Below are 25,162 nucleotides of genomic sequence, written 5' to 3' on the forward strand. Positions count from 1 at the left end.
GTCTACTCATCGAACCGTACCGCGCACACCCCGGGTATCCACCGATCCGGGACCTCTCCCGCACACAACGGGACCTTCGACCCCAGCGCGGACACGCCGGCGACCGGAAGGCTGAGGATGCGGGGGAACACCCGGACACCACTACTGGAGGTCGCGATGAACAGCTGGTCGCTCAGTGACATCGAGGTGGTCTCCCGCGCCATCGTCTCGGCTCCGTCGGTCCACGACACGCAGCCGTGGGATCTGCGGCTGGACGGCACGTGCGCGCAGATCAGCGAGCGCCGCGGCTTCACGGACACACCGCGCGCCGACCGCGTGATCTCGTGTGGCGCTGGTGTCACGAACGTGGAACTCGCGTTGCGGGCACTCGGCAGGCAGATCGAGACCGATCTGCTGCCCGATCCGCGCCGGCCCGAACTCGTCGCAACCGTTCGCGCAGTGGGGACGGCTTCGCCGTCGAGCACCGATCTGAGGCTCTTTTCCGCCATGGCCCGCCGCCGAAGTCATCGAGAGGCGTTCGCCGACATACCGGTTCCCGCGGCCACCGTCGCCGACATCGTCGACGCGGCCGAGATGGAGGGTGTCTGCGCTCGCCTGCTCGCCGCGGACGAGGCACCCGCGCTCGCCGACGTGCTGCTCTATTCCGCCGACCGGGTTCGGCAGGATCCGGGCCACCAGCGCGATCTCTTCCCGTGGACGTCGCATTGGCTGCCGCGGGGCGGTCACGAGTCTTTCGACACGATCCGCACCGTCGTCACCCGCGGCGTCCCCGATTCGGCACGCCTCGCCGCCGCCATCGAGAGCGAGACCGTCCTCGTGTTCGCATCGGACACGCAGGAGTCGATCGACCTGGTCCGCACCGGAATCGCGGTCGAACGTGCGTGGCTCACCGCCGTCGACGCCCGGCTCGGCGCCTCCGTTCTCTCCCACCCGCTGCGCGTCGACGACTCGGCTCCTCGGCTCGCGAATCGACTGAACCTGCCGGGCCATCCCCAGCTGATCCTGCGAATCGGATACTGACAGAACAGAAACGGAGCGCCATTGTGAGCCGCGTACTCACGGACCGCGAACTGCTGCACGAACTCGAGGACGTTGCGGAAGACAACGTCAACCGGCACCTCGCCATGGCCAGGGACTGGCACCCCCACGACTACGTTCCGTGGGACGACGGCCGCAACTTCGCGGCGCTGGGCGGCGAGGACTGGGATCCGGAACAATCCCAGCTCAGCGACACCGCGCGGGCGGCGATGATCACCAATCTGCTGACCGAGGACAATCTGCCGTCCTATCACCGCGAGATCGCCCAGCACTTCTCACTCGACGGCGCGTGGGGCACGTGGGTGGGCCGGTGGACCGCGGAGGAGAACAAGCATTCGATCGTGATGCGGGACTATCTGGTCGTGACGCGAGGGGTCGACCCGGTAGCGCTCGAGCATGCTCGAATGGCCCACATGACACAGGGCTTCGATCCCGGCGGCGGGTCGATGCTCGATTCGGTGTCGTATGTGACGTTCCAGGAACTGGCCACCCGGGTGTCGCACCGCAACACGGGTAAGGCATGCGGTGATCCGGTCGCGGACCGCATGCTCGCCCGGGTGGCGGCCGACGAGAACCTGCACATGATGTTCTATCGCAACATCGTCGGCGCAGCCCTGGACATCGCTCCCGATCAGGCGATCGCCGCGATCCACAAGGTGGTGACCAACTTCCAGATGCCCGGCGCGGGCATGCACAACTTCCGCCGCAATGCGGTCCTGATCGCGAAGGGCGGCATCTACGACCTGCGCCAGCACCTCGACGACGTCGTACTGCCCGTGCTTCGAAAGTGGAACATGTTCGAGCGCAACGATTTCGGTCCGGAAGGGGAACGCTGCCGCGAGGAGCTGGCGACGTTCCTGCACGGCATGGAGGCCAAGGCATCCCGGTTCGAGGAGTCCCGGGATCGCGCACTCGCCCGCGAGGCCCGTCTCGGCGAACGCATCGCGGCCCGCTGACGCACCTCGAAGACCTAGCTGTCCGGCCGGACGATCATCACCGGGCAGTCCGCGGTGTGGAGCAATGCGTTGCTGGTGGAGCCCAGCAGCATTCCCTTGAAGCCACCCCGGCCGCGGCTGCCCACGACAATCAGTTGCGCCTTCTCGGCGAATTCGCTGAGCACCCGCACGGGGCGGTCGCGCGCGACGACGCGTTCGACCGTCACGTCCGGATACCGCTCCTGGTACCCGGCGAGACGCTCCGACAGCACCACTTCCTCGCCCGTCTGAATGCTGCTCCACAGCGGGTCGTCCGGACTGGCACCGAGCGACGGCTGCACACTCACATCGCTCCACACGTTGACCGCGACCAGGCTCGCACCCCGGGCGGCGGCCTGCTCGAACGCCACTTCCAACGCGGCCCTGCTGCTTTCCGAACCGTCGACACCGACCACGATCGGCCCCTCGGTCGGCGGCTGCCCGTCCAGGGTGCGCCCCCGCACGACCACTAGCGGGCAGTGGCCGTGCGCGGCGACCGCGGACGTCGTGGAACCGATCAGCAGGCCGGTGAACTCGCCGTGCCCGCGCGAGCCGAGCACCACCATGTGCGCGTTGGCGGACAGTTCGATGAGGGTCTGACTCACCTTGGCCTCGAACTGTTCGGTGGTGATGTCGAGCGGCTCGTCCACCGTCTGCTTGGCGTGCACCCGCGCACTGCCCAGCCGGGCCTTCGCCGTGTCCTCGAGTTCTTCCTTGAAGCTCTCGGCCAGATACGGCTCGGTGTAATAGAAGGCAGGAATGTGGACCACTGTCACGATGTGCAGCGGGAGCGACAGTGCGGCGGCGGCCCGAGCGGCCCACGCCACAGCGGCCGACGCCGACTCGGATCCGTCCACACCCACGACGATCGGCTTGATTCCAGTCATGGTCACCTTTCCTGATTCTTCCGGCTGTGCACTGCTGAGGTGTGCGGGTGCTACCCGCAGATCTTGCGGAGCTTCTCGACCAACGCGACACGACCCGCACGATCCGCGGCGAGCGGTGTGACGGTGAGCGTGGTGACCCCGGACTCGGCGAACGCGGCCACCCGCTCCGCGACGTAGCTCTCCGGACCGATCAGCGACACGGCCCGCACCAGGTCGTCCGGCACCGCGGCTGCGGCCTCGTCCTTCTTGCCCGACAGGTAGAGGTCCTGGATGGTCTCGGCTTCCTTCTCGTAGCCGTACCGGACCGCGAGGTCGTTGTAGAAGTTCTTGCCCTTCGCGCCCATGCCGCCGATGTACAGGGCCAGACCGGGGCGGACCCAGTCGAGCATGTGGTCGACGTCGTCGCCGATAGCGAGGGCGGGCGACGCGAAGACCTGCAGGTCGCCGAGGCTCGGGTCGCGCTTCGCCTTACCCTTGGCCAGCGGCTCGCCCCATACGCTCGCGGCCTTCTCCGGGTGGTAGAAGATGGGTTCCCAGCCTTCGGCGATCTCGGCGGTCAACTCCACGTTCTTCGGTCCGAGGGAGGCGATGACGATCGGGATGCGGTCACGCACAGGGTGGTTGATGATCTTCAGCGGCTTGCCCAGCCCGGTGCCCTTCTCGGCGGGCAGCGGAATCTGGTAGTACTTGCCCTGGAACTCGACCTTCTCGCGGCGCCACACCTTGCGGCAGATCTCGACGACCTCGCGGGTGCGTCCGAGCGGGGCGTCGTATTTGACGCCGTGGAAACCCTCGATCACCTGCGGACCGGAGGCGCCGAGTCCCATCACGAAGCGCCCATCCGACACGAAGTCGAGGCCGGCGGCCGTCATCGCGGTCAGGCTCGGCGTGCGGGTGTAGATCTGGAAGATGCCCGAAGCGAGTTCCAGGGTGGTGGTCTTGGCGGCGAGGTAGCCGATCTGGCTCACCGCGTCGAACGAGTAGGCCTCGGGCACGAACGCGATGTCGAGTCCGGCTTTCTCCAGGTCGGCGACCTCGTCGACCGTCTCGGCGAAACCGCCGCTGTAGTTCAAGCCCATACCTATGCGCACGTCGTTCCCCAATCCTGGCGTTACCTGCAACCTGTTCCTGCTTCGTTCCAGAACACTACTGCGCGTAGTCGCCTCAGGGGCGTGCAGGCCTCACGACGACTACCGGGCAATGCGCACCACCGACCAGGCTGTTGCTGGTCGAACCGAGCAGCATCCCCTTGAATCCTCCGCGCCCCCGGCTGCCGACGACCAGCAGTTGCGCCTTCTTCGACCAGTCGAGCAACCGTGCCCGCGGATTGTCGATGTACACCTCGCGGGTGACCCGCACGTCGGGGTATTTCTCCTGCCAGCCGGCGAGGCTCTCGGCGAGGACGGCACGTTCGTCCTCCTCGAGTCCCTGCGGCACGAGGGCCGCGGCCCGCGGATCCTCGAACGCCTTCGATCCGAGGTCGCTCCACACGTGGACGGCCACGAGCGGAGCATTCCGCATCGACGCTTCCTGGAAGGCCACCGAGATCGCCCGCTCACTGGTGGCGCTGCCGTCGACGCCGACCACGACGGGCCCGTCCGCGTGGGCGTCGCCGCGGACCACGACGACCGGGCAGTGCGCGTGGCTGGTGACGTTGATCGCCGTGTTCCCGAGCAGCGCGGTGGCCGCCGCCCCGGACCCGGACGCGCCGACCACCACGATCCGGGCGTTCTCGGACAGGTCGACGAGCCACTGAGCGCTGCTCCCGATCGACAGTTCGGTGCAGACCTCGATGATGGGATTGACCGCGAACGCCCGCTCCTGCGCCTCGGCGAGAATCGCCTTGCCGCTCGCCTCGACCCACTCGTACACGCCGCCCGAATCCATGTACGGGCCACCGAACCCATACGGAGCGAAGTCGAGTGCGTGGATGATCTTCAGGTTCAGTCCACGTTCGGTGGCGAGTTCGGCAGCCATCCGGACAGCGGACTTCGAGCTGTCCGATCCGTCGACGCCGACGACGACGCTGTTGCGGTCCCGTGTGCTCATGGCTTCACACTATCCCCGGCCTCCTTTTCGCGTCTGCCGCCCTTCACCTTTCGACGTGGGGACTTAAGTCCCCATCGATTCGGGCTCTCCGGCCGTAGCCGCAGCGGCCCGATTAGGCGATAATGAGAAATGGAGGCGTGTGTCTCGTCGAATATTACTGGGCCACTGCCTTTTTCGGCCCAGAAAATCACGAGCGATCTCGGTCACAAATTTGGTATCCAAGATGCGAATTAAAGTACATTCGGGTCATGCAACTCACACAGTTCACCGACCTCGGACTGCGGGTGGTCATGCGACTGGCCGTGGCCGGGGACGGCGAACGACCGGGTAGCCGGGCGATCGCCGAGGAACTGTCGGTGTCGTACACCCACGCCGCCAAGGTGATCACCCGACTCGGCGAACTCGGCATCGTCGACGCACGCCGCGGACGCGCCGGCGGCCTGGCCATCACCGAACTCGGGCGCACCGCGTCCGTCGGCTGGCTCGCCCGCCGACTCGAAGGCGACGCGGAGGTCGTCGACTGCGACGGCGCCCAGCCGTGCCCGCTGCGATCGGGGTGCCTGCTCCGGTCGGCGCTCCGGCGCGCGCAGAACGCGTTCTTCGAGTCGCTGGACGGCCTCACCGTCGAAGACCTCACCCGAACCCCCACCGGAACCGTGCTGCTCGCCCTCCCCCGGGTGGCCACCTCAACTTCCCAGTTTTCTCGAACGATCGGAGAATGACATGCTCTCGCCCACCTCGACGGACGTCATCCGCGCCACCCTGCCCGTGGTCGGCGCCGCGATCTCGGACATCACGACGCTGTTCTACCGCAAGATGTTCGACGCTCATCCCGAACTCGAACGAGACCTGTTCAACCGCGGGAACCAGAAGCAGGGCGAACAGCAGAAGGCGCTGGCCGGCGCCATCGCCGCGTTCGCCGCCCTCCAACTCGAGCCCGATCAGGCGCGCGTCGACCTCATCCTGTCGCGGATCGCCAACAAGCACGCCTCGCTGGGGATCGAACCCTCCCAGTACGCGATCGTGCACACCCACCTGTTCGCGGCCATCGTCGAGGTCCTCGGCGACGCCGTCACTCCCGAGGTCGCTGCCGCCTGGGACGAGGTGTACTGGCTGATGGCGGAGACCCTGATCGCGATGGAGGCCGGACTGTACGCCTCGGCGGGAGTGGCCGCCGGTGACGTGTGGCGCGACGTGCGGGTCCGCGAGCGCAGGCACGAGTCCGCGGACACGGTGTCGTTCGTGCTCACCTCCGTCGACGGCTCGCCGCTTCCGTCGTTCACTCCGGGGCAGTACCTGTCCGTCGCCGTTCGCCTGCCGGACGGCGCACGCCAGATTCGCCAGTACAGCCTGTCGTCGGCCCCGTCGCGCGGCGACTGGAGGATCTCGGTGAAACGCGCCGGCGAGGTGTCGAACTTCCTGTACCACAATGTCTTCGAAGACGATGTCTTGACGGTGTCGACGCCGTTCGGCGATCTCGTCCTGCAGGACGACGACGCGCCGCTGCTCCTGGTGTCCGCGGGCATCGGGTGCACCCCGATGATCGGGATGCTCAGCCACCTCGCCGACACCGACGACAGCCGCCCGATCTCGGTGCTCCACGCCGACCGGTCCGCCAGCAGTCACGCGCACCGCGCGGAGCTCACCGAACTGGTGGAACGTCTGCCGTTCGCGGTGATGCACCGCTGGTACGAAGACCTGGGCACCCGACGTCCCGTGGGCGGCCTGCGGGAGGGACGGGCCGACCTCGGCGAGGTCACGATCGCGCCCGGCACCCGCGCCTACCTGTGCGGCCCGCTGCCCTTCATGCTGGGAATACGCGAAGCGCTCCTCGCCAAGGATGTGCCCGCCGAGAACATCCACTACGAGGTGTTCGGCCCCGACAGCTGGTCGGCCACCGTGTGACTGCGGGCGCGGCGCCGTTCACACCGGCCAGGTGTGGACGGGGCTGCCCTCCCGCATGTTCTCCACGTACTGACGCAACATGGCGGCGAGGGCTTCCCGGCGGCTCAGCCCGGCGTTCTCGTGCCGGACCACCTGCGCGCGCTGCCACGACGCCCCCGTCTGCCGGGTGACGCACCGGCCCTCGATGACGCTGAGGTACCGGTCGCGGGCCTTCGCCGACAACCCGAACGCCGCGAGTCCCTCGTCTGCGATGGGCAGCAGCCGCCGTAGGACGAGTTCGTCGGCGCCCGCGAATCCGACACCGGGCCAGTACAGTTCGGCGTCCATGCCGAATTTCGCGCCGGCGTGCAGGTTCTCCTCGGCGGCGTTGAACGACATCCGCGACCACACCGGCCGATCCGATTCGGCGAGCCCGCGCAGCGCACCGTAGTAGAACGCGGCGTTCGCCATCGTGTCGAGCACGGTCGGGCCCGCGGGCAGCACCCGGTTCTCGATGCGCAGGTGCGGTTTGCCGTCGTCGCTGTCGTACACCGGGCGGTTCCACCGGTAGATGGTGCCGTTGTGCATCTGCAGTTCGTTGAGGTCCGGCACCCGGCCCGCGTCGAGTTCGGCCGACGGGTCGACGTCGGACACCTCCGGCAGCAGCGCCGGGAAGTACCTGGAGTTCTCCTCGAACAGGTCGAAGACCGACGTGATCCACCGCTCGCCGAACCACACGCGCGGCCGCACACCCTGGTTCTTCAACTCCAGCGGACGCGTATCGGTGGCCTGCGCGAAGATCGGGATGCGGGATTCGTGCCACAACGCCTTGCCTGCCATGAACGGTGCGTTCGCCGCGAGCGCCACCTGGGCGCCTGCCAGGCACTGCGCGGCATTCCAGTGGGCGGCGAATTCGTCCGGCGCGACGCGCAGGTGCAACTGCAGCGACGTGCACGCGGCCTCCGGGAGCACCGAATTGGCGTCCACCTTCAGCTGTTCGGCAGACCGCCCCTCGAGCGGCACGCCCTCGAGGTCGAGTTCGATGTCCTCTCCGCGCGCGGCGAAGATCTGGTCGTTGAGCTGCTCGTAGCGGGGGTTCGCGGTGATCCACTCGCGGCCGAGATGCTCGAGTTCCAGCGTCGGCAGCATGCCGACCATCACCAACTGGGCGTCGTGGCCGTGGATCCGGGCGTCGGCGACGTGCAGCGACGCCCGCAGGGTGCGTTCGAGCTCGAACGTCCCCTCACCGTTCAGCGGACCGGGGCGGACGTTCATCTCGACGTTGAACTGGCCGAGCTCGGTCTGGAACACGGCATCGTCGTCGATCGACTCGAGGACCGCGAGATTGGACATCGCGGGCGTCATGTCGGAGTGGACGAGATTGAACTCGATCTCCATGCCCAGCATGGGCCTCGGCGGGTCGACGTCGTCGGCGAACGCCCCCTCCCGCAGCATCCTCTCGAGCGCGTCGACGCACATGAGCACCTTCTGCCGGAACAGGCGCCGGTCTTCTCGGGTGAATGTCCGAGACGTCACTTCGCGACCCATACCACTCCCCAACTGCGCGTCGAACTGCGCTCACGGGGGAGCATATCCGTTCAGCCCGCGCGAATGCGGGATGGCGGGCTAACCTCGAACCAGACGCTGGTGAGCGGAAGGACCGGAGATGACGCCTGATACCGACTCCAAGAAGAAACCAGAGTTCTCCGTGGGCACGCGCGTGAAAACGCGGCACTCGGCCGATCACGAACTGGCCGAGAAGAAGTGGCCCCTGGAGGCCGGCGTCATCGTCGACGATTTCGCCGGCGTCCAGGACATCAGCAACGATTCGTACGGCCGGGACTGGGCCGTGTCACGCCGCTGGGCGATCGCCCTCGACAGCGGACCACTCGTGTTCCGCAACGACGACGATCTCGAGCCGGAGTAGGCCCTTACGCGTTGGCGCCCGCGTTGCCCCAGGTGACGGACACGCCGCGCTCCTGCAGCCAGCGGCCAGGATCGATCTTGTTTCCGTTCGCGTCGTGCACCTCGAAGTGCAGGTGCGGTCCGGTGGACTGGCCGCGGTTGCCGACGTGGGCGATTTCCTGCCCTGCGGTGACGCGCTGCCCCACGCTCACGGTGTAGTCGTTGACGTGTCCGTAGACGGTGACGGTGCCGTCGTCGTGCAGCAGACGCACCCACAGTCCGAAGCCGGACGCCGCGCCGGCGTCGATGACCTGGCCGTCGGCCGCTGCGAGCACCGACGTGCCGATGGGCGCCGCGATGTCGATGCCGCCGTGGTGGGCTCCCCAGCGGGAACCGAAGTCGGAGGTCAGCTTGCCCGAAACCGGCTGAACCGTGTGGGGCTTGACCGGGTTGACGGAGGACAGCCACTGCTGAGCCTGGGCGCCGAGGTCCGGGCCCCCGAGGTTCTGGGCGGCGGTGCCCAGGTCTGCGGGCAATTCGAAGCCGGCGGGAAGGACACCGGCCGGGATCTCGAACGGCAGGCCCGGCAGGGTCTGCGCACCGTTCGTCTCGTGGGAGTCGACGGGGGCGGCGGCGGCGTTTCCGGCACCCAGCTGGGCTGCACCGACGACGATGGCTCCGGTGGCGGCCGCGACAGTCGCGGCCTTGATGCCCACACCCGCTCCGGCCTGCTGGTTGCGATGGCGCCCGCGCGCCGCGTCCGGATCGATCTCGAAGCGAATGGAAGACCCGCTCGCCCGGTGGTGGGAACCCACAGTAAATACCTCGTCAGTCGTCGGATTGCAGCCCTCCCCGTCCGGGGTGGGCTCCTCTGTCTGGCGACGAATGTAACAAAACGATATAGGTCCGCGCCACCGTTACCGAACGTTTATGTTCGGCGCTCCTCGAGTTCCGCCTTGAAGGCGGCGTACCGAGCGCGGTGCGGGGCGCGCCGGCGAATTACCGCCCACGCGATCCCGAGCACGATGAACCATACCGGGGTGACGAGGAGCGCCTCGAGGGTGTCGTCCTCCTGGGTCAGGGCCCAGATGAGAAAGACGAAGAACGCCAGCACGACCCAGCACATCACCACCCCGCCGGGCATCTTGAACTTCGAGGCCTCGTGCAGTTCGGGGCGGCGCTTCCGGTACACGAGATAGCTGGCCAGGATCATCGTCCACACGAAGATGAACAGCACCGATGAGATTGTCGTCACAGTCGTGAACGCCTCGATGACCGAGTCGCCGGAGAACAGCAGCGCGATCGCCGACAGCAGGAAGGCGCACGAGAACATCAGCGCGTTGGCCGGGACCTTGCGGGAGCTGAGCCTACCGAGTCTGGCCGGTGCGTCCCCCTCCTGCGCGAGGCCGTAGACCATCCGGGACGTCGAATAGATTCCCGAGTTGGCCGAGGACGCCGCCGACGTCAGCACCACGAACTGGATGACTCCCGCCGCGATTCCCAGACCTGCGAGCGTGAACATCGCCGTGAAGGGGCTCTCCCCGGGGACGACCTCACGCCACGGCGTGACCGAGATGATCACGATCAGCGACACCACATAGAACAGCAGGATGCGGATCGGGATGGAGTTGATCGCCTTCGGCAGGTTCTTCTCCGGATCCTTCGCCTCGGCCGCCGTGGTGCCGACGAGTTCGATACCGACGAACGCGAAGACCGCGATCTGGAATCCGGCCACGAAGCCCATCGCGCCGGTCGGGAACATGCCGCCGTCGTTCCACAGGTTGTCGAATCCCGCCTCCGAGCCGCCCGGCGACGTGAAGTGCGTGAACACCATCACGAGTCCGACGACGATGAGGCTGAGGATGGCGATGATCTTGATCAGCGCGAACCAGAACTCGGTCTCGCCGAACGCCCGGACTGTCGGCAGATTCAGCAGCAGCAGCGCCGCGATGGCGATCAGCGCCGGGATCCACAGCTGGAGGTCGGGCCACCAGTACCGCACGTAACCGGAGATCGCGATGATGTCGGCGATCCCCGTGACGATCCAGCAGAACCAGTACGTCCACCCCGTGAAGAACCCGGCCCAGGGGCCGAGCAGGTCTGCCGTGAAGTCGGAGAACGACTTGTAGTGCAGGTTGGAGAGCAGCAACTCCCCCATTGCCCGCATCACGAAGAACAGCATGAAGCCGATGATCATGTAGACGAAGATCACCGACGGTCCGGCCAGCGAGATCGTCTTCCCGGACCCCATGAACAGGCCCGTGCCGATTGCTCCGCCGATCGCGATCAGCTGGATGTGCCGGTTGGCGAGCTGCCTGGAGAGATGCGGTTCGCCGCCCGCTCCCGTCCCTGGGTCGCCGCCCGATCCGATCGAGTCCGTCGAGGAAGTGCGGTCAGCCATGGAACACCTGCAACCCTTCTCAGTCCTTGCTGTCACCGTCCGAAAGCGTGCGTCACGTTACGCCGGGGACTTGACAGAAGCCGAGTAGCTAAGGCTAACCTCATTTCGTTACTTCGAGGCGAGGAGCCTGCACATGATCGAGGACCTGATCGAGATCGCGTACGCCCAGGGCGCTGTCACCTGTGTGGCTCAGGCCGCCGGCGGCGTCGACGAGTACGAACTCGCTCGGGTCGATTCGGTCGCGTCCAGCGTCACGGTGTCGGTACGGGCCGACGGCAAGTTCGCGAAGGCCACGAGCATCGAGGGATACCTCAGCCTCGGCCAGGTCGTCCGGGCGTGCGGACTCGACTACCGGCACGCCACCCGCCCGCCAGTACATCCACTGTTGACGTCCTCTCGGCCGTGAACGACCGAGATTCCCCGCGGGACTCGCGTCCCGAGGTTCCTGTTTCACCGACGGTTGCCGCCCCGCACCTTAGGTGCGGGGCGGTCTCACACCGTCTCCGCAGGCTGTCACCGTCAGTCCGACGGCCAAAATATTCTTAGCGGCGTTCACGTCCCGGTTGTGGACGGCGCCGCATCGGCATGTCCATTCCCGCACATTCCAGCGGCATCGCCGAGGCGATCTCCCCGCACACCGAGCAGGTCTTCGACGACGGACAGAACCGGTCGACCGCCACCACCCGCCGCCCGTACCAGTCGGCCTTGTATTCGAGCATGGACCGGAACTCGGACCAACTCGCATCGGAGATCGCCCGAGACAACGACCGGTTTTTGATCATGTTCCGCACACTCAGATCCTCGATGGCGATCACTTGATTTTCGCGCACCAGCCGAGTGGAGAGTGTGTGCAGATAATCGCGGCGCCGATCGGCGATCCGGCCATGAATCTTGGCGACCTTCAGTCGGGCCTTGGCCCGGTTCCGGGATCCCTTCTGCTTCCTGGCGAGCATGCGCTGCGCCTTCGCCAGCCGCTCACGATCCGCGCGCTCGTGGCGCGGGTTGGTGATCTTCTCCCCCGTCGAGAGCGTGTACAGGCTCGTGATCCCGGCATCGAGCCCGACCACCCGATCGGCCGGCTCGAGTTCGGCGATCGTGTCCTCGACGAGGATCGAAACATGGTACTGACCGCGAGCATTGCGCGACACCGTCACCTGCGACGGTGTCGCCCCCTCCGGCAGTGGCCTCGACCACCGAATATCCAGCGGTTCGGACTGCTTGGCCAACCGGATCTGCCCGCCGCGGTAGGTGAAGCAATTCGAATAGTAGGTCGCCGAATCCTTCGACTGGCCCTTCTTCTTGAATTGCGGGTAGCGGGCCTGGTTGCGCCAGAACTTCTCGAAGGCGCCCTGCAATTGCCGCAGCGATTCCTGCAACGGCCCCTTCGACGGCTCCGCCAACCACTCCGTCTCGGTGTCCCGTTTCCATCCGGTGAGCATCTTCGAGGTGTCCGTGTAGGTGACCCGTCGCTGCTCCTGCGACCAGGCCCGCGTCCGCTCGGCCAACGCCCGGTTGTAGACATACCGGGTGCACCCGAACGTCCGAGCAAGCTGTTCCGCCTGCACCGCAGTCGGATAGAAACGGTACTTGTACGCCCGCTTCACCACCCTCCGCGCCATGACCCAGACACTAGCCACAGGGTCCGACAAATCCAGATCGGCTATCCCGGACCTCAAGGACCGGGTCTGCGCCGAAAGACTCACGGATCAACCCAGGTGCTCCCCGAAGAAACCGTCGATCCTGGTCCACGCATCGGCGGCGGCTTCCGGGTCGGGCACCATCCCCGTGACCTTCATCAGGGGACGCATCACCTTCGGTCCGGCCAGTGCGTCGTTCAGGAACGTATGGCCGGCCGTCGGATACTCCTTGACGTCGTGGACCACACCGGCCCGGGTCAGCGCCGACTCCAACTTGGCCGCCGCGTTCCGCAGGGCGAAGTCCTTCCCGCCGTAACTGGCCACCACCGGACACGCCCCCGCCACCGCCGCGTCCAGGTGACGCGGCAAGACCCCGTAGTTCGGGGCTGCCGCGTCGAACCCGGTGCGCAGGGTCATCAGAGCGAACCCGCCGCCCATGCAGAACCCGATGACCCCGATCTTCCCCGTGCAGTCCGAAGACCCGGACAGCCACTGACGCGCAGCCTCGATGTCCCCGTACGCCCGGCCCTTCCCCGAGAGCATCGCCCGCATCGTCGACACCAGGCAACGTCGCGCACCGCCCGCACTGAACAGATCCGGCGCCAGAGTCAGAAACCCCGCCGACGCCAGCCTGTCCGCCTGACGCCGCATCACGTCGTCCAAGCCGAACGCCTCGTGCACCATCACCACACCCGGCCACGGACCCTCACCCGACGGCCTCGCCAGATAGCCGTGCAAGTTCAGCGAACCGTCGTGCCGCGCAGCGAGGTCGGTCAAGTCGATCTCGGACATGTGCGTCTCCCGTTCCGTCGTCACTTCCAGAACATCTGCGACAACCATGCCCTCCCCATCGCGAGCGCACCACCATTCCCGCTACACTCACCTCGGTGTGCGCCCCGCGCGTGCACCGCGCCTTCGTAGCTCAGGGGATAGAGCAACCCTCTCCTAAAGGGTAGGTCGCAGGTTCGAATCCTGCCGAGGGCACTCTCCTGCATACGGTCGTCCACGCGCCTCTGCTGCGGTAACGCAGGTCACGCCGCGGGCGATACGACGGGTAGGTCGGGACGACCGAGGAGAGTCTCATGAACTGGGTGGACATCGACATTTTCCCACCGCCGATCGCCGACCTGCTGCGCCTGTTGGCCGCGCCGACGAGCAACGGGGCGGGATCATGATCGGCATGCTGCCCGACCTGCCGTACATGGGGTTGGACTGGGAGTTCTTCTTCCCGACCAATCTGTACATCGCGTTCATCAACTGGTGGAATCCTTTCTAGCGCACAGTAGCCCGGTCAGCGGGTCCCGCGTACGCGCCGCCACCACCTGGCCTTCCGCTCCGCCTTCTCTGCCTCCTCCATCTCGTGCCGCATCTGCTTCAGGACTGCCGGGGCCTCGAGCGCGCTGAACGCCCGGGATTCGGTTCTGAACTCCTTCAGGTACGTGCAGCACACGAATCCAGGGCCGAGCGAGCCGAGAGAGAAGGGAATCGACACCAGCAACCAGTTCCCGCCGTACGCGTGGCCGAGCGTCACACAGATCAGGGCGACAGCACCCAAGGCGAACTGGAGATACAGGAACTTCCCGCCCTGCCGCCTGGCATGTTCCATCCCCGACAGGTGATAGTCCATGTTCAGCCTGTGGATCTCGATCTCCCGCTGGGTCCGAATGATGTAGTCGTCGAACGTCTCGCCGTCATTGAGATAGTCATCCATCGGGCCGCCTTCGTCGCGTGGGAATCGCAGCGTAGGCGTGCCCACCGACATGTCGTGGACAGCCATAATCTTTGCGTAAGGGCGACGCCGCCATCATGGTCTTTCAGCGACGACGGCGACTACGACCGGCCGACGCTCCGGGACGAGACCGTCGGTCACGGCACCTCTCTCAGCGTCGGCAGCGACGGCGAGGTCGACGAGGGCGGCGAATGACGGTGTCAGTCGATCGCGAAGAGCCGCGCCGCGTTGTCGTGGCACACCGCCCGCAGCCACGGCTCGCCGAGGTCGAATCGGGTGAGACCCTCGAGCGCGTCGAGGTACGGGTACGGGATGTTGGGGAAGTCGCTGCCGAACACGATTCGTTCCTGCAGTTCCGACAGGCGGTGCACCTGGTCGCGCGGAAACGGTGTGGCCGCTTCGGTGTAGTCCGTGAACGTCATCGTGGTGTCGAGATACACATTGGAGTACTGGTCGGCCAAGTCCAGGAATTCCCGGTACTCCGGCAGCCCCATGTGGGCGATGATCAGGTGCAGCCGCGGGTACCGCGACAGCAGTTCAGCGATCGGGCCCGGGCCCGTGTGGGTGCCGGGCGCGGGCCCCGACCCGCAGTGGATGACCACGGGGACACGCGCCTCCTGCAGCACACCCCACACGGGGTCGAGGAGCGGATCGTTCGGCGAGTAGTCGCCCACCTGGATGTGGGACTTGAACACGCGCGTCCCCGACTCGATCGCCTCCGCGACATACGTGGCCGCGGACTCCTCCGGGTAGAACGTGGACGTCCGCAGGCAGTCGGGGGTCTGCGCGGCGAATTCGGCCGACCACTGGTTGAGCCACGCCGCCATCTCCGGCTTGTGCGGGTAGATCATCGACGTGAACCGGCGGACACCGAACCCGCGGAGGTGCTCGACGCGGACGTCCTCTTCGTGCCGGTAGTGGATGGGCCACTCACGTCCGGTGAGGGGACCGACGGCGTCGAAGTAGCCCCACACCTTCTCCATCACATTCGCGGGCATGAAGTGGGTGTGGACGTCGATGATGCCGGGCAGCCCCAGCGCGCGCCAGAACTCCTGCACCCGTAGATCCTCGGACAACACTCTTCTCCTCGACGCAGTGCCGGACCACGGAACCCCGGCGGATCGGAACGGGGGCCGACTCAGAACAGCGTGAACGCGTCCTCGGGCTCGGGTGCCGGCGCGACAGGCGCCGGTGCAGCGGCAGGGGCGGGTGCAGCGGCAGGGGCTGCGACCGGCGCCGGAGCGACCGCGCCGGATGCGACGGCACGAGCCGCCTCGCCGGCGAGGACGTCGGCCATCTCGTTGTAGTGGTTGCCCACGTGGCCGCGGACCCAGCGGAACCGGACCGGCCCGGGGCGTTCGGCGATGGCCCGGTCGATGGACTGCACCAGCCCGAGGTTCTTGACGGGAGCACCGCCCGCCGTCTTCCAGCCCTTGCGTTTCCACCCGGGCAGCCATTCCGACGCGCACTTGATGGCGTACTGGGAGTCGGATTCGATCAGCAGCGGATCGGCGCCGGGATGCGCGGTGATCGCTTCGAGCAGCGCCCGCAGCTCGGCGATCTGGTTGGTCCCGGAGGGTTCGCCACCCGATTGGCTGGGACCCTCGTGATTGACCCATGCCCAGCCGATCGCCCCACCGGGGTTGCGGAGGCAGGATCCGTCGGTACTCACGATGATCATGGCTGGGACTTTACGTGCGCGCTCCGACAGCCGCCGGTAGCGGTCGCCTTCACAGTGGATACGCTGCATTCGATGACGGCTTCGCTCGAGGTGGTCGAGACCACCGTGACCGCGCGGCGTCCCCTGGACGTCGCCATGTCGTTGCAGCCGCTGCAGCGCGGGAAGGGTGACCCCTRCCACCGCCGGACGGCCGACGGCGCGATCTGGCGGACGTCGGTGCAGAAGTCGGGCCCGGTCACCTATCGCCTCACCCAGATCGACCGTCATTCGGTGCGCTGCCAGGCGTGGGGTGCGGGTGCTCCCGAGCTGGCTGCGGGGCTGGGCCGCCTCGTCGGAGAGCACGACGAGTGCGCGGACTTCGCCCCCGACCATCCGATCCTCGTCGAGGCGCACCGGCGTTTCCCGCACCTGCGCCTCGGCCGCACGGACCGGGTGCTGGAAGCCCTCGTGCCCGCGATCCTCGAGCAGCGGGTGCACGGCATCGCGGCGTTCGCGGCGTGGCGGCACCTTGTGTGGAAGTTCGGCGCGCCTGCTCCCGGTCCGGCTCCGGACGGGATGCGACTTCCCCCGACCGCGGACGTGTGGCGGCGGGTGCCGTCGTGGGAGTTCCACCGGGCCAACGTCGACCCCGGCCGGTCGAGGACGATCGTGCGCTGCGCGCAGGTCGCCGACCGGCTCGAGAAGATCGTCGACCTCCCCCGCGAGGAGGCGAACCGCCGGCTGATGTCCATTCCCGGCGTCGGGGTCTGGACCGCGGCCGAGGTGTCGCAGCGCGCGCTGGGCGATCCCGATGCCCTGTCGGTCGGCGACTATCACCTGGCCGCGATGGTCGGGTGGTCGCTGCTCGGAAGGCCCCTCGACGACGCCGGGATGGTGGAGTATCTGGCGCCGCTGCAGCCGCACCGCCAACGCGCCGTGCGACTGCTGGAGGTGAGCGGGCATGCCGTCAAACCCAAGTTCGGCCCCCGCACGACGGTCGTCGACCACAGCTGGCACTGAACGTCATTCACGCACTCCACGTGGCCGCATTCCACCACCTGTGAACACCTGTTCAAGTGTTCATACGAACAACTAGACTTCGAAGGATCAGCTGCCGGCCGGAGGAGACGCCGTGGAATCCGTGGCAATGCACATGAGCGACGGCCTGATCAACGCACCGACCTCCCTGCTGTTCGTCGTCGTCGCCGTGGCGGGACTGTCGATCGCCGCCTGGCGCGCGCGCTCGGAACTCGACGAACGCACCGCACCGATGGCCGGTCTCGTGGCGGCCTTCATCTTCGCGGTCCAGATGGTCAACTTCCCGATCCTTCCCGGTGTGAGCGGCCACCTCCTCGGCGGCGCACTCGCCGCCGTCCTGGTCGGCCCGTACACCGGCATGCTCTGTATCTCGATCGTGCTGATCGTGCAGGCCCTGCTGTTCGCCGACGGCGGGCTGACAGCGCTGGGGGCGAACATCACCAACATGGCGATCATCGGGGTGGTGGTCGGCTGCGGCGTCGCGGTGACGTTGCGTCCGCTCGTCGTGCGGCAGGAGCGACTGCGCTTCCGCGTCCTCGGCGGGATGTCGTTCGCCGCGGCCCTGTGTGGAACGGTGGCGGCGGCGATGGGCTTCGTGCTCGAGTACGCGATCGGCGGACACGCCACGTCCGGGGAGTCGACCTCGCTGGGCGCGGTGGCCGCCTACATGCTCGGGGCGCACGTGCTGATCGGCATCGGCGAGGGCCTCATCACGGCCGTCACGGTCACGGCCGTCGCGAAGGCGCGCCCCGACCTTGTGTATCTGCTGCGGACGGCACCCCGGCGGGTGGAGGTGCGGGCGTGATCTCCCTCCGCCGCTTCCTGATCGGCTTCGCGCTGGTGGCGCTGCTCGTCGCCGGCGCGGTCTCCTACCTCGCCAGCTCCAGTCCGGATGGTCTCGATGCCGCGACGACGCGCGGATGCGAGACGGTGGAGACCGACAACGGGGAGGCGCTCGTGGGTGACTGCATCGCCCGGAACGCGTCCGCGCATCACCTGTCGGACTCGCCGCTCGCCGACTACACGGTGGGCGGCCGGGCGCATCTCACCGGGGTCGCGGGCGTCATCGGCGCGACCGCGACGTTCGCCGTCGCGGGTGGCCTGTTCTGGCTGCTCGCCCGCGCGCGGCGCAACCGAACGAGCCCCTGACCGTGGGAGCCGGTCACGCCCATCCGCTCTACCTCGACGGCGCCTCCCCCCTGCACCGACTGCCCGCCGAGGTCGAGATCGTCTGCGCCGTCGTCTTCGTCTTCGCGGTGGTCGCGACACCACGCGAGGCGTTCTGGGCGTTCGCCGGCTACCTCGCCGTCCTGATCGTGATCTGGCGGATCGCCGGCATCGCGCTCAGGTGGATCGGGCCGAGGATGCTGATCGAGTTGCCGTTCGTGACACTCGCGGTGCTGCTGCCGTTCGCCGAGGGCGGCGCCCGCGTCACGGTCGCGGGACTGTCGCTGTCCGTCGCGGGCCTCTATGCGGCCTGGGGCATTCTCGTGAAGGGCACTCTGGGCGTCCTCGTCTCGCTGACGCTCGCTGCGACGACACCGGCCCGGGACCTGCCCTTGGGTCTGGCGCGACTGCGCGTGCCCGCGATGCTCACGACGATCGTGGTTCTGATGCTGCGCTACCTCGACCTGCTCACGGCCGAGATCGAGCGGATGCGCACCGCCCGGCTGTCCCGCGGCGACGACCCCCGGACGTTCCGGCAGATCGGCGCCACCGCCCGGGGCGTCGGCGGTGTGTTCGTGCGTTCCTACGAGCGCGGCGAGCGCGTCCACCTGGCGATGCTGTCGCGGGGGTTCGCGGGTTCGGTTCCCACGATCGGGGCGCCCCCGGCGACCGCTGCGGCATGGCGGGCGGGGCTCGTGCCCGCGGTGTGCGCGGTGGGGATCTGTCTCACGGCGTGGGTGCTCCGATGACCGCGGCCGTGCACCTCGAGGGCGTCTCGTTCGCGTATCCGGACGGCCGGGCCGCGCTGCACCGGATCGACCTCACGGTGGAACCCGGCGAGCGGGTGGCCGTCCTCGGCCCGAACGGGGCGGGCAAGACCACACTGATGTTGCACCTCAACGGCATTCTGACGGCCACCGAAGGCAGCGTCACGGTGGGCGGGCTGGCGCTGTCGCGGGGTGCGCCGCGGGACACGTTGCGCGAGGTCCGGCGGCGGGTCGGCATCGTCTTCCAGGATCCCGACGACCAGTTGTTCATGCCCACCGTCGCGCAGGACGTCGCGTTCGGTCCGGTCAATTTCGGCGTCACCGGGTCGGCGCTCGACGAGCGGGTGCGCGACGCGCTGGCGGCCGTGGACATGACGGCGCATTCCGATCGCAACCCCGCGCACCTGTCGGTGGGCCAGCGACGCCGGGTCGCGCTGGCGACCGTCCTCGCGTGCGCCCCGAACGTCCTCGTGCTGGACGAGCCCTCGAGCAATCTCGACCCCGTCGCCCGGCGCGAACTGGCCGAGGTTCTGCTGGGTATCGACACCACGCACCTGCTCGTCACGCACGACCTCCCGTACGCCGCCCAGTTGTGCACACGCGCCGTGATCCTCGACGAGGGTTGCCTGGTGGCCGACGGTCCGATCCTGGACTTGCTCGGCGACCCCGCGTTGCTCGCGCGGCATCGCCTCGAGTTGCCGTGGGGTTTCCGGCTTCCCACCGCCGAGCCTCATTCGCCCGGCGAACGATCCGTGACACCGCCGACCGGGTAGCCCACGATGGGGTGACGAAGCTTCGCCCGCACTCCGACCGGAGGTCAGCGATGTCCACACCCGAAGCCGATGCCGCGACGGTGTCCCAGCGCATTTTCGACGCGTCGCTCGGGGCCATCGACCTTCTCGCCGTCCACCTGGGAGACCGCCTCGGCTGGTACCGCAGTCTCGCGTCGGAAGGCCCGGCGACGGCGGACGAACTGGCGGAACGCACCTCCACTCATCCGCGGTACGCGCGCGAGTGGCTCGAGCAGCAGGCCGTGTCGGGACTTCTCACGGTGGACGCCGCGGATCCACCGAAGTTCACGCTTCCGGCCGGTGCCGCCGAAGTGCTCACGGACGAGCAGAGTCTCAACTATCTGGCACCGCTCGCGCGGATCTTCGTCGCCGCGACCACGCAGATGCCCGCACTGCTGGAGGCGTATCGCACCGGCGGCGGCGTGGGGTGGTCCCAGTACGGTGCGGATGCTCGCGAGTCGCAGGCCGATATGAATCGGCCGTGGTACGAGCAGGTTCTTCCCGGCGCGCTGGCGTCGGTTCCCGAGGTGGACGCGTTGCTGCGGGCGCCCGGTGCCACCATCGCCGACGTCGGATGCGGCGGCGCCTGGTCCACGATCGCACTCGCGCGCGCCTACCCGGACGCCACGCTCCACGGCTACGACATCGACACCGCGACCGTCGAACTCGCGAGGTCCAACGTGCGCGAGCGGCCGGATGTCGCCGACCGGATCACGATCACCGAATCGGACGCCGCGGGAATCCCCGAGGGCAGTTGCACCGCGGCCTTCGCGTTCGAGTGCATCCACGACATGCCCGCTCCGGTCGAGGTGCTGTCCGCGGTCCGCAGGGCGCTGGCCCCCGGCGGTGCGATGATCGTGATGGACGAGGCGGTCGACGACGAATTCTCCGCGCCGGGAAGCGACGTCGAGCGACTGATGTACGGCTTCAGTCTCACCGTGTGCCTGCCCGACGGCATGAACCACACTCCGAGCGCGGGCACCGGAACGGTCATGCGCCCGAGCACATTGCGCGGCTACGCCGAGTCCGCCGGTTTCGGCACCATGGACGTCCTGCCGATCGAGGATTTCGGGTTCTTCCGGTTCTACCGGCTGACGGTGTAATCGTCGCACCGACACCCGATACGTACGTATTTTGCGGAAAGGCCGAAAACTGGGGCGTCCGAAGGGGGAAGATGTCTGCAGTAGGCAGGTTACGGACGCTTTCGCCGGTCGGGGCAACTGTGAAGCGCCAGGTCGAACCAGATTTGTCGTTTGTCATCCGCTACTACGCATGGGAAACACCATGAAACTGCATAGAGTGACAGCGCCGGCAGCGCTGCTGATCGCCACCCTGTGTGTCGGAATGGGTACCGCGTACGCCGCCCCCACTCCCGCCGACCAGGCCGTCATCTCGCACACCAGCCTCAGTGCCGACGGCCGATCGGTCGGCACCGCACTCGACGCGGGATATTTCACCCTGTCGAGGACGGCCGCCGCGGTCGACATCTCCAACGATTCCGGAACCACGGTGGCCACGATCCCACTGCGTTACTCGATCGCCGGCGTGCAGTTCGCGATCGATCCGCTCGTCACCGACGGCGGCCGGTTCCTGAGCCTGACGCCCACGACGACCCCGGTCGCGGGAACACTCGCCCTCACCCCGGTCGACAGGGATTCCGCGTACGCCAACATGATGACGCAGCTCGAGATCGGCTGGGTGAACGGCGGCGGGACCGCGACCGCGATCGGCGCGGGCATCGGATTCGTCGCCGGGTGCATCTTCCTCATCCTCGGCGGATGTCTCCCCGGTGCCGCGGTAGGCGCAGCGATCGGCGCCGTCACCGGTATCAGCAACGCGAACCCCGCTGCGACACCGGCGGTTTACGAATTCCTCGGAACCCTGTAGCGGGGCTTCCGTTCCGACCTCGAGCGACGATTCCGGGAGGACTATGGGTAAGTTCGCACACGGGGAGCATCACCGCGCACCCACATATGCATGTAGCCGTTCCGGTTTTCCAGCGAATATGGTCCACGCACAACGATGTTCGGTGCTCTCAGGTGGGGACCGTGTTCGTCCTACGACATGGTGGGAATTTCCATGAAACTCTTGAGAACTCTGGCATTGTCCATATTCGTCGTGTCCGCGATGGCCGTCGGGGCGGGAACGGCGTACGCCGATCCGGCACCGCAGGGAATCGACTGGTCGCAGCCGCTCATGACCCCGGCCGCCGATGGCGGTAGCAGCCAGGTGGCCGAGCAGTTCTTCCCGGAGAACGAGACCAAGCAGGACGCCTTCGACAAGATGACCAACGAGATCAATACCGGCTGGAACAACGCGGGCCTGCAGGGCATGGCGATCGGTTCCAACGTGGGCATGGCCATCGGGTGCGTGTCGATCTTCCCCAACTTCATCGCAGGCTGCATCGTCGGCGCAGTGGTCGGCACCATCGCCGGCGCCGTCATCGGCATCGGCGTGGGTAACCCCAATGCCCAGCCTGCCGTAGAGCAGTTCTTCGCTACACCCTGAGCGAAGAGCGGGCTGCAGCCCCGGCCTCACTCGGGCCGGGGCTGCGGCGTGTCCGCCCACGACTAGTTGATACATGACCAATTAGTGCGCTAACTGATCTGCTCGGTCAGCCGACGACACCCTCTGCACGCCGGTTCGCGATGTCCTCCGCCGACCAGCCCAACTCGCCGAGGATCAGATCGGTGTGCGCGCCGAGCGCGGGCACGTCCCCCATCCGCATCTCCACGTCGGAGAACGTCATCGGCGGCAGCATCGCCCGGATCGGCCCGGCCTCGGTGCCGACGTCACGCCAGCGGTCGCGCTGGTCGAGTTGCGGATGCTCGATCAGCCCGCCCAGGTCGTTGAGTTCCGCCGCCGGGATCCCGGAGTCCGCGAGCGCCTGGTCGAGAGCGGCGCTCGTGAAACGTTGCGTCTCCTCGGCCACCAGGGCGTCCACCTCCGCCCGGTGCTGCACCCGCAGCATGTTGGTCGCGAACCGGGGATGGTCGGCGAGGTCAGGGCGTTTGAACACGTCCGTCACCAGTTGCCGCCAGCCGCGGTCGTTCTGGACACCGATGAGGATCTGTCCGTCCAGGGTGGGATACGAGTCGTACGGGACGATCGCCGCATGACCGAGCCCGACGCGCGGGATCTGCTTGTCGGCGTACATCTTCATGTACATCGGATGGCCCAGCCACTCCGCGGTCGCGTCGAACATCGACACGTCGATCCGCGCTCCCACACCGGTGCGCTGCCGCCGGAACAGGGCACCGAGCACCGACGTCACCGCATACATTCCCGCGGCGATGTCGGAGACCGGGACACCCGTCTTGGTGGCGGTGTCCGGAGTGCCTGTCACCGAGATCATCCCCGTTTCCGCCTGGACCAGCATGTCGTACGCCTTGCGTTCGCGCCGGGGTCCTGCCGACCCGTAGCCCGACATGTTCACGACGATCAGTTCCGGATGCTCGGCGCGCAGTGCGTCGGCGCCGAACCCGAGACGGTCGGCGGCGTCGGGGGCGAGATTCTGGATGAAGACGTCGGCCTTCTCGATCAGCTTCGCGACGGTGTCCCGCCCGACCTCGGACTTCAGGTCGACGCCGATCGACTCCTTCGACCGGTTCAGCCACACGAAGTGCGAGGCCTGCCCGAACACCGCGTCGTCGTAGTTGCGGGCGAAATCGCCCTCCCCCACGCGTTCGATCTTGATGACCCGCGCGCCCATGTCCGCGAGATGGCGGGTGGCGAGCGGAGCGGCCACGGCCTGCTCGAGTGCCACGACGGTGATGCCGTCGAGCGGCAGCAGTCCGGGGTCGTTCTCCATGTCGGGATTCACCTTTCCTCTTCGGCTCCCGTGTGATTGTGATAGTGCGTGGCACCGATGGTGTGCAGCAGTTCGTGCACGGTGTCGTCGGTGAGCCGGTACCGCATCGAACGGCCGTCCCGAGTCGCCGACACCCATCCCTGGTTACGGAGCAGTCGCAGCGCGTGCGAGACGGCGGTCCCGGTCATGTCGAGGGCCGCCGCCAAGTCGCCGACGCAGATGTCGGGGGCGTGGTGCAGGCACAGCAGCAGCCGGAGGCGGTTGCCGTCCGAGAGCAGTTCGAACCGGTTCGCCCAGCCGTCGATGTCGGGGGTGTGCAGTGCCGCCGCCGCACGCCGAACGTCCTCGGGGTTCAGGGCGGGGGTGGCGGCCATCACGCCAGTCTACAAACGCCGCGAGCCCGCCCGGCCCGGCATCCATAGGCGATTCCTCACTGTCCGTTCGGCTCTGTGACTTTGTTTCGGCACGCACACCGGTGGTCGACTGGCACGACACGTCACCCGGTCCCCCGGCGGCGTCGACGACTCATCGAGGAGCCTGATGTGAGCGGTCTGCATCTTCCCCAGCGCGTGCGGCACCATGCCGCGGAACGGCCGGGAGCACCCGCGGTGACGTGCGGTGACACCACGCTGACGTACGCGGAGCTCGACTGGCGGACCAACCGGATCGCAACAGCGCTGTCGGCGTTGACATCCCGGGGCGGCCGGGTCGGGGCACTGCTCCGGATGCGCACCGAAGGCGTCGAGACGTTCGTGGCCGCCGCCAAGTCGGGGCTCGTGTTCGTCCCGCTGAACTGGCGGCTCCCGGCAGCCGAGGCCGCCGCGGTCGCGGCCGATGCCGGGCTCGAGGTGCTGATCGTCGAATCGGAATTCGCCGCCACCGCCGACGCAGTCCGCGACGCGCTCCCGCGGGTGGTCGTGGTGGTCGTCGACGCGGCCGACGGCGACACCCTTCCGCCCGGCGCCTGGTCGTGGGATCGGCTGGTCACGTCGGGCACCGCCACCGACCCGGGGCTCGGGGACGACCCCGCCGCCGAGGTGCTGCAGCTCTACACGTCGGGCACGACCGGGCTTCCGAAGGGTGTGGTCGCGACGCATCGCAACCTGCACAACGAGCCCGACGGCCTGCTCATCTACCAATGGAAACCCGGTTCGGTGGCACTCGACGCCTTGCCGCTGTTCCACATCGCGGGCGCCGGATGGCTGAGCACCTGCCTGTCCGCAGGCGTCCACGTGGTGCTGCTCGGCACATTCGACGCCCGGCAGGTCGCCGAACTGATCGAACGGCACCGGATCACCCACGCCTTCCTGGTTCCCTCGACCATTCAGATGCTCCTCGACGTGCCCGACCTCGAACGCTACGACGTGTCGAGCCTCGAGCTGGTCGCGTACGGTTCGGCGCCGATCACCACCACGCTGCTCCGG

The 25,162-nt window shown here is 67.6% G+C and carries 29 protein-coding genes, 1 tRNA gene and 1 pseudogene; 17 read left to right on the forward strand and 14 right to left on the reverse strand.

Annotation, left to right across the window (positions count from 1 at the left end):
- Positions 1-2: 2 nt before the first annotated feature.
- A complete protein-coding gene (locus AC1DWT_RS27055; RefSeq protein ID WP_378689391.1) occupies positions 3-182 on the reverse strand; it encodes a hypothetical protein in 180 nt (59 codons plus the stop codon).
- On the opposite strand from AC1DWT_RS27055, the gene AC1DWT_RS27060 reads away from it, so the two are divergent.
- The gene (locus AC1DWT_RS27060) at positions 157-1,020 is read left to right on the forward strand and encodes a nitroreductase family protein (RefSeq protein WP_206013213.1); all 864 of its coding nucleotides are present in this window, start codon (positions 157-159) and stop codon (positions 1,018-1,020) included. The genes AC1DWT_RS27055 and AC1DWT_RS27060 overlap by 26 nt on opposite strands.
- Positions 1,021-1,043: 23 nt before the next feature.
- On the forward strand, positions 1,044-1,994 hold the full coding sequence (locus tag AC1DWT_RS27065; RefSeq protein ID WP_206013215.1) for an acyl-ACP desaturase: 951 nt from the start codon (positions 1,044-1,046) through the stop codon (positions 1,992-1,994).
- Positions 1,995-2,008: 14 nt separating this feature from the next.
- Here AC1DWT_RS27065 and AC1DWT_RS27070 read toward each other — a convergent pair whose 3' ends face one another.
- The 3 genes from AC1DWT_RS27070 to AC1DWT_RS27080 all read right to left on the reverse strand — a co-directional run bounded on the left by AC1DWT_RS27070 (position 2,009) and on the right by AC1DWT_RS27080 (position 4,948).
- A complete protein-coding gene (locus tag AC1DWT_RS27070) occupies positions 2,009-2,899 on the reverse strand; it encodes a universal stress protein (RefSeq protein WP_072947174.1) in 891 nt (296 codons plus the stop codon).
- Positions 2,900-2,949: 50 nt separating this feature from the next.
- Positions 2,950-3,990, reverse strand: coding sequence for an LLM class F420-dependent oxidoreductase (locus AC1DWT_RS27075; protein ID WP_012689174.1), 1,041 nt, complete (start codon positions 3,988-3,990; stop codon positions 2,950-2,952).
- Between the two features lie 73 nt (positions 3,991-4,063).
- Positions 4,064-4,948, reverse strand: a complete 885-nt coding sequence (locus tag AC1DWT_RS27080; protein ID WP_206013216.1) for a universal stress protein — start codon at positions 4,946-4,948, stop codon at positions 4,064-4,066.
- A 248-nt stretch (positions 4,949-5,196) separates the two neighbouring features.
- Between AC1DWT_RS27080 and AC1DWT_RS27085 the strand changes: the two genes are divergently transcribed.
- Together AC1DWT_RS27085 and AC1DWT_RS27090 are read left to right on the forward strand one after the other, a co-directional pair.
- Complete coding sequence (locus AC1DWT_RS27085) at positions 5,197-5,670, forward strand: RrF2 family transcriptional regulator (RefSeq protein WP_072947176.1); 474 nt, start codon at positions 5,197-5,199, stop codon at positions 5,668-5,670.
- Position 5,671: 1 nt separating this feature from the next.
- A complete protein-coding gene (locus tag AC1DWT_RS27090; RefSeq protein WP_072947177.1) occupies positions 5,672-6,853 on the forward strand; it encodes a globin domain-containing protein in 1,182 nt (393 codons plus the stop codon).
- An 18-nt stretch (positions 6,854-6,871) separates the two neighbouring features.
- On the opposite strand, the gene AC1DWT_RS27095 is transcribed toward AC1DWT_RS27090, so the two are convergent.
- A complete protein-coding gene (locus AC1DWT_RS27095; RefSeq protein WP_206013218.1) occupies positions 6,872-8,380 on the reverse strand; it encodes a glutamate-cysteine ligase family protein in 1,509 nt (502 codons plus the stop codon).
- 118 nt (positions 8,381-8,498) lie between these two features.
- Between AC1DWT_RS27095 and AC1DWT_RS27100 the strand changes: the two genes are divergently transcribed.
- The gene (locus AC1DWT_RS27100) at positions 8,499-8,759 is read left to right on the forward strand and encodes a hypothetical protein (RefSeq protein WP_005251602.1); all 261 of its coding nucleotides are present in this window, start codon (positions 8,499-8,501) and stop codon (positions 8,757-8,759) included.
- A 4-nt stretch (positions 8,760-8,763) separates the two neighbouring features.
- Here AC1DWT_RS27100 and AC1DWT_RS27105 read toward each other — a convergent pair whose 3' ends face one another.
- On the reverse strand, positions 8,764-9,552 hold the full coding sequence (locus tag AC1DWT_RS27105; RefSeq protein WP_072947179.1) for a M23 family metallopeptidase: 789 nt from the start codon (positions 9,550-9,552) through the stop codon (positions 8,764-8,766).
- Positions 9,553-9,665: 113 nt separating this feature from the next.
- The gene (gene cycA / locus AC1DWT_RS27110) at positions 9,666-11,138 is read right to left on the reverse strand and encodes a D-serine/D-alanine/glycine transporter (protein WP_072947180.1); all 1,473 of its coding nucleotides are present in this window, start codon (positions 11,136-11,138) and stop codon (positions 9,666-9,668) included.
- 133 nt (positions 11,139-11,271) lie between these two features.
- Between cycA and AC1DWT_RS27115 the strand changes: the two genes are divergently transcribed.
- Positions 11,272-11,544 carry a hypothetical protein gene (locus AC1DWT_RS27115; protein ID WP_241031321.1) on the forward strand — a complete coding sequence of 91 codons (273 nt, stop codon included), beginning with the start codon at positions 11,272-11,274 and terminating at the stop codon, positions 11,542-11,544.
- Between the two features lie 69 nt (positions 11,545-11,613).
- On the opposite strand, the pseudogene AC1DWT_RS27120 reads toward AC1DWT_RS27115, so the two are convergent.
- Positions 11,614-12,757, reverse strand: a pseudogene (locus AC1DWT_RS27120) (RNA-guided endonuclease InsQ/TnpB family protein).
- 87 nt (positions 12,758-12,844) lie between these two features.
- Entirely contained in the window at positions 12,845-13,615 is a 771-nt protein-coding gene (locus tag AC1DWT_RS27125; RefSeq protein WP_206013220.1) for a dienelactone hydrolase family protein, read from the reverse strand.
- 71 nt (positions 13,616-13,686) lie between these two features.
- Between AC1DWT_RS27125 and AC1DWT_RS27130 the strand changes: the two genes are divergently transcribed.
- A tRNA-Arg gene (locus tag AC1DWT_RS27130) sits at positions 13,687-13,759 on the forward strand.
- A gap of 307 nt (positions 13,760-14,066) precedes the next feature.
- Here the strand turns inward: AC1DWT_RS27130 and AC1DWT_RS27135 are convergent.
- Entirely contained in the window at positions 14,067-14,486 is a 420-nt protein-coding gene (locus tag AC1DWT_RS27135; protein ID WP_206013222.1) for a hypothetical protein, read from the reverse strand.
- A gap of 54 nt (positions 14,487-14,540) precedes the next feature.
- Here AC1DWT_RS27135 and AC1DWT_RS27140 point away from each other — a divergent pair, with 54 nt between their 5' ends.
- Positions 14,541-14,699 carry a hypothetical protein gene (locus tag AC1DWT_RS27140; RefSeq protein WP_241031324.1) on the forward strand — a complete coding sequence of 53 codons (159 nt, stop codon included), beginning with the start codon at positions 14,541-14,543 and terminating at the stop codon, positions 14,697-14,699.
- A 5-nt stretch (positions 14,700-14,704) separates the two neighbouring features.
- Here AC1DWT_RS27140 and AC1DWT_RS27145 read toward each other — a convergent pair whose 3' ends face one another.
- Together AC1DWT_RS27145 and AC1DWT_RS27150 are read right to left on the reverse strand one after the other, a co-directional pair.
- Entirely contained in the window at positions 14,705-15,580 is an 876-nt protein-coding gene (locus AC1DWT_RS27145) for an amidohydrolase family protein (RefSeq protein WP_206013223.1), read from the reverse strand.
- Between the two features lie 62 nt (positions 15,581-15,642).
- Positions 15,643-16,185, reverse strand: coding sequence for a ribonuclease H family protein (locus AC1DWT_RS27150; RefSeq protein ID WP_206013225.1), 543 nt, complete (start codon positions 16,183-16,185; stop codon positions 15,643-15,645).
- Between the two features lie 72 nt (positions 16,186-16,257).
- Here AC1DWT_RS27150 and AC1DWT_RS27155 point away from each other — a divergent pair, with 72 nt between their 5' ends.
- The 8 genes from AC1DWT_RS27155 to AC1DWT_RS27190 all read left to right on the forward strand — a co-directional run bounded on the left by AC1DWT_RS27155 (position 16,258) and on the right by AC1DWT_RS27190 (position 22,435).
- On the forward strand, positions 16,258-17,184 hold the full coding sequence (locus AC1DWT_RS27155) for a DNA-3-methyladenine glycosylase family protein (RefSeq protein WP_477922974.1): 927 nt from the start codon (positions 16,258-16,260) through the stop codon (positions 17,182-17,184).
- Positions 17,185-17,311: 127 nt separating this feature from the next.
- On the forward strand, positions 17,312-18,007 hold the full coding sequence (locus AC1DWT_RS27160) for an energy-coupling factor ABC transporter permease (protein WP_206015983.1): 696 nt from the start codon (positions 17,312-17,314) through the stop codon (positions 18,005-18,007).
- Positions 18,004-18,351: a PDGLE domain-containing protein gene (locus tag AC1DWT_RS27165; RefSeq protein ID WP_179377609.1), complete on the forward strand. Its 348-nt coding sequence runs from the start codon at positions 18,004-18,006 to the stop codon at positions 18,349-18,351. Before AC1DWT_RS27160 ends, AC1DWT_RS27165 begins: the two co-directional genes overlap by 4 nt.
- Before the next feature lie 2 nt (positions 18,352-18,353).
- Positions 18,354-19,118: a cobalt ECF transporter T component CbiQ gene (gene cbiQ, locus AC1DWT_RS27170; RefSeq protein WP_072947189.1), complete on the forward strand. Its 765-nt coding sequence runs from the start codon at positions 18,354-18,356 to the stop codon at positions 19,116-19,118.
- The gene (locus tag AC1DWT_RS27175; RefSeq protein ID WP_072947190.1) at positions 19,115-19,909 is read left to right on the forward strand and encodes an energy-coupling factor ABC transporter ATP-binding protein; all 795 of its coding nucleotides are present in this window, start codon (positions 19,115-19,117) and stop codon (positions 19,907-19,909) included. Before cbiQ ends, AC1DWT_RS27175 begins: the two co-directional genes overlap by 4 nt.
- A 50-nt stretch (positions 19,910-19,959) precedes the next feature.
- Positions 19,960-21,030, forward strand: a complete 1,071-nt coding sequence (locus AC1DWT_RS27180; protein ID WP_206013229.1) for a class I SAM-dependent methyltransferase — start codon at positions 19,960-19,962, stop codon at positions 21,028-21,030.
- Between the two features lie 181 nt (positions 21,031-21,211).
- On the forward strand, positions 21,212-21,814 hold the full coding sequence (locus AC1DWT_RS27185; RefSeq protein ID WP_072947219.1) for a DUF8020 domain-containing protein: 603 nt from the start codon (positions 21,212-21,214) through the stop codon (positions 21,812-21,814).
- A 192-nt stretch (positions 21,815-22,006) separates the two neighbouring features.
- A complete protein-coding gene (locus AC1DWT_RS27190) occupies positions 22,007-22,435 on the forward strand; it encodes a hypothetical protein (protein WP_072947192.1) in 429 nt (142 codons plus the stop codon).
- 106 nt (positions 22,436-22,541) lie between these two features.
- Here AC1DWT_RS27190 and AC1DWT_RS27195 read toward each other — a convergent pair whose 3' ends face one another.
- The gene (locus AC1DWT_RS27195; RefSeq protein ID WP_072947220.1) at positions 22,542-23,738 is read right to left on the reverse strand and encodes a CaiB/BaiF CoA transferase family protein; all 1,197 of its coding nucleotides are present in this window, start codon (positions 23,736-23,738) and stop codon (positions 22,542-22,544) included.
- A gap of 8 nt (positions 23,739-23,746) precedes the next feature.
- Entirely contained in the window at positions 23,747-24,112 is a 366-nt protein-coding gene (locus tag AC1DWT_RS27200; protein ID WP_072947193.1) for an ArsR/SmtB family transcription factor, read from the reverse strand.
- Between the two features lie 168 nt (positions 24,113-24,280).
- On the opposite strand from AC1DWT_RS27200, the gene AC1DWT_RS27205 reads away from it, so the two are divergent.
- Positions 24,281-25,162 (forward strand): AMP-binding protein (locus AC1DWT_RS27205; RefSeq protein ID WP_477922979.1); only part of this gene is annotated, 882 nt, incomplete at its 3' end.

This window comes from Rhodococcus sp. P4_B6 (genome assembly GCF_056402215.1).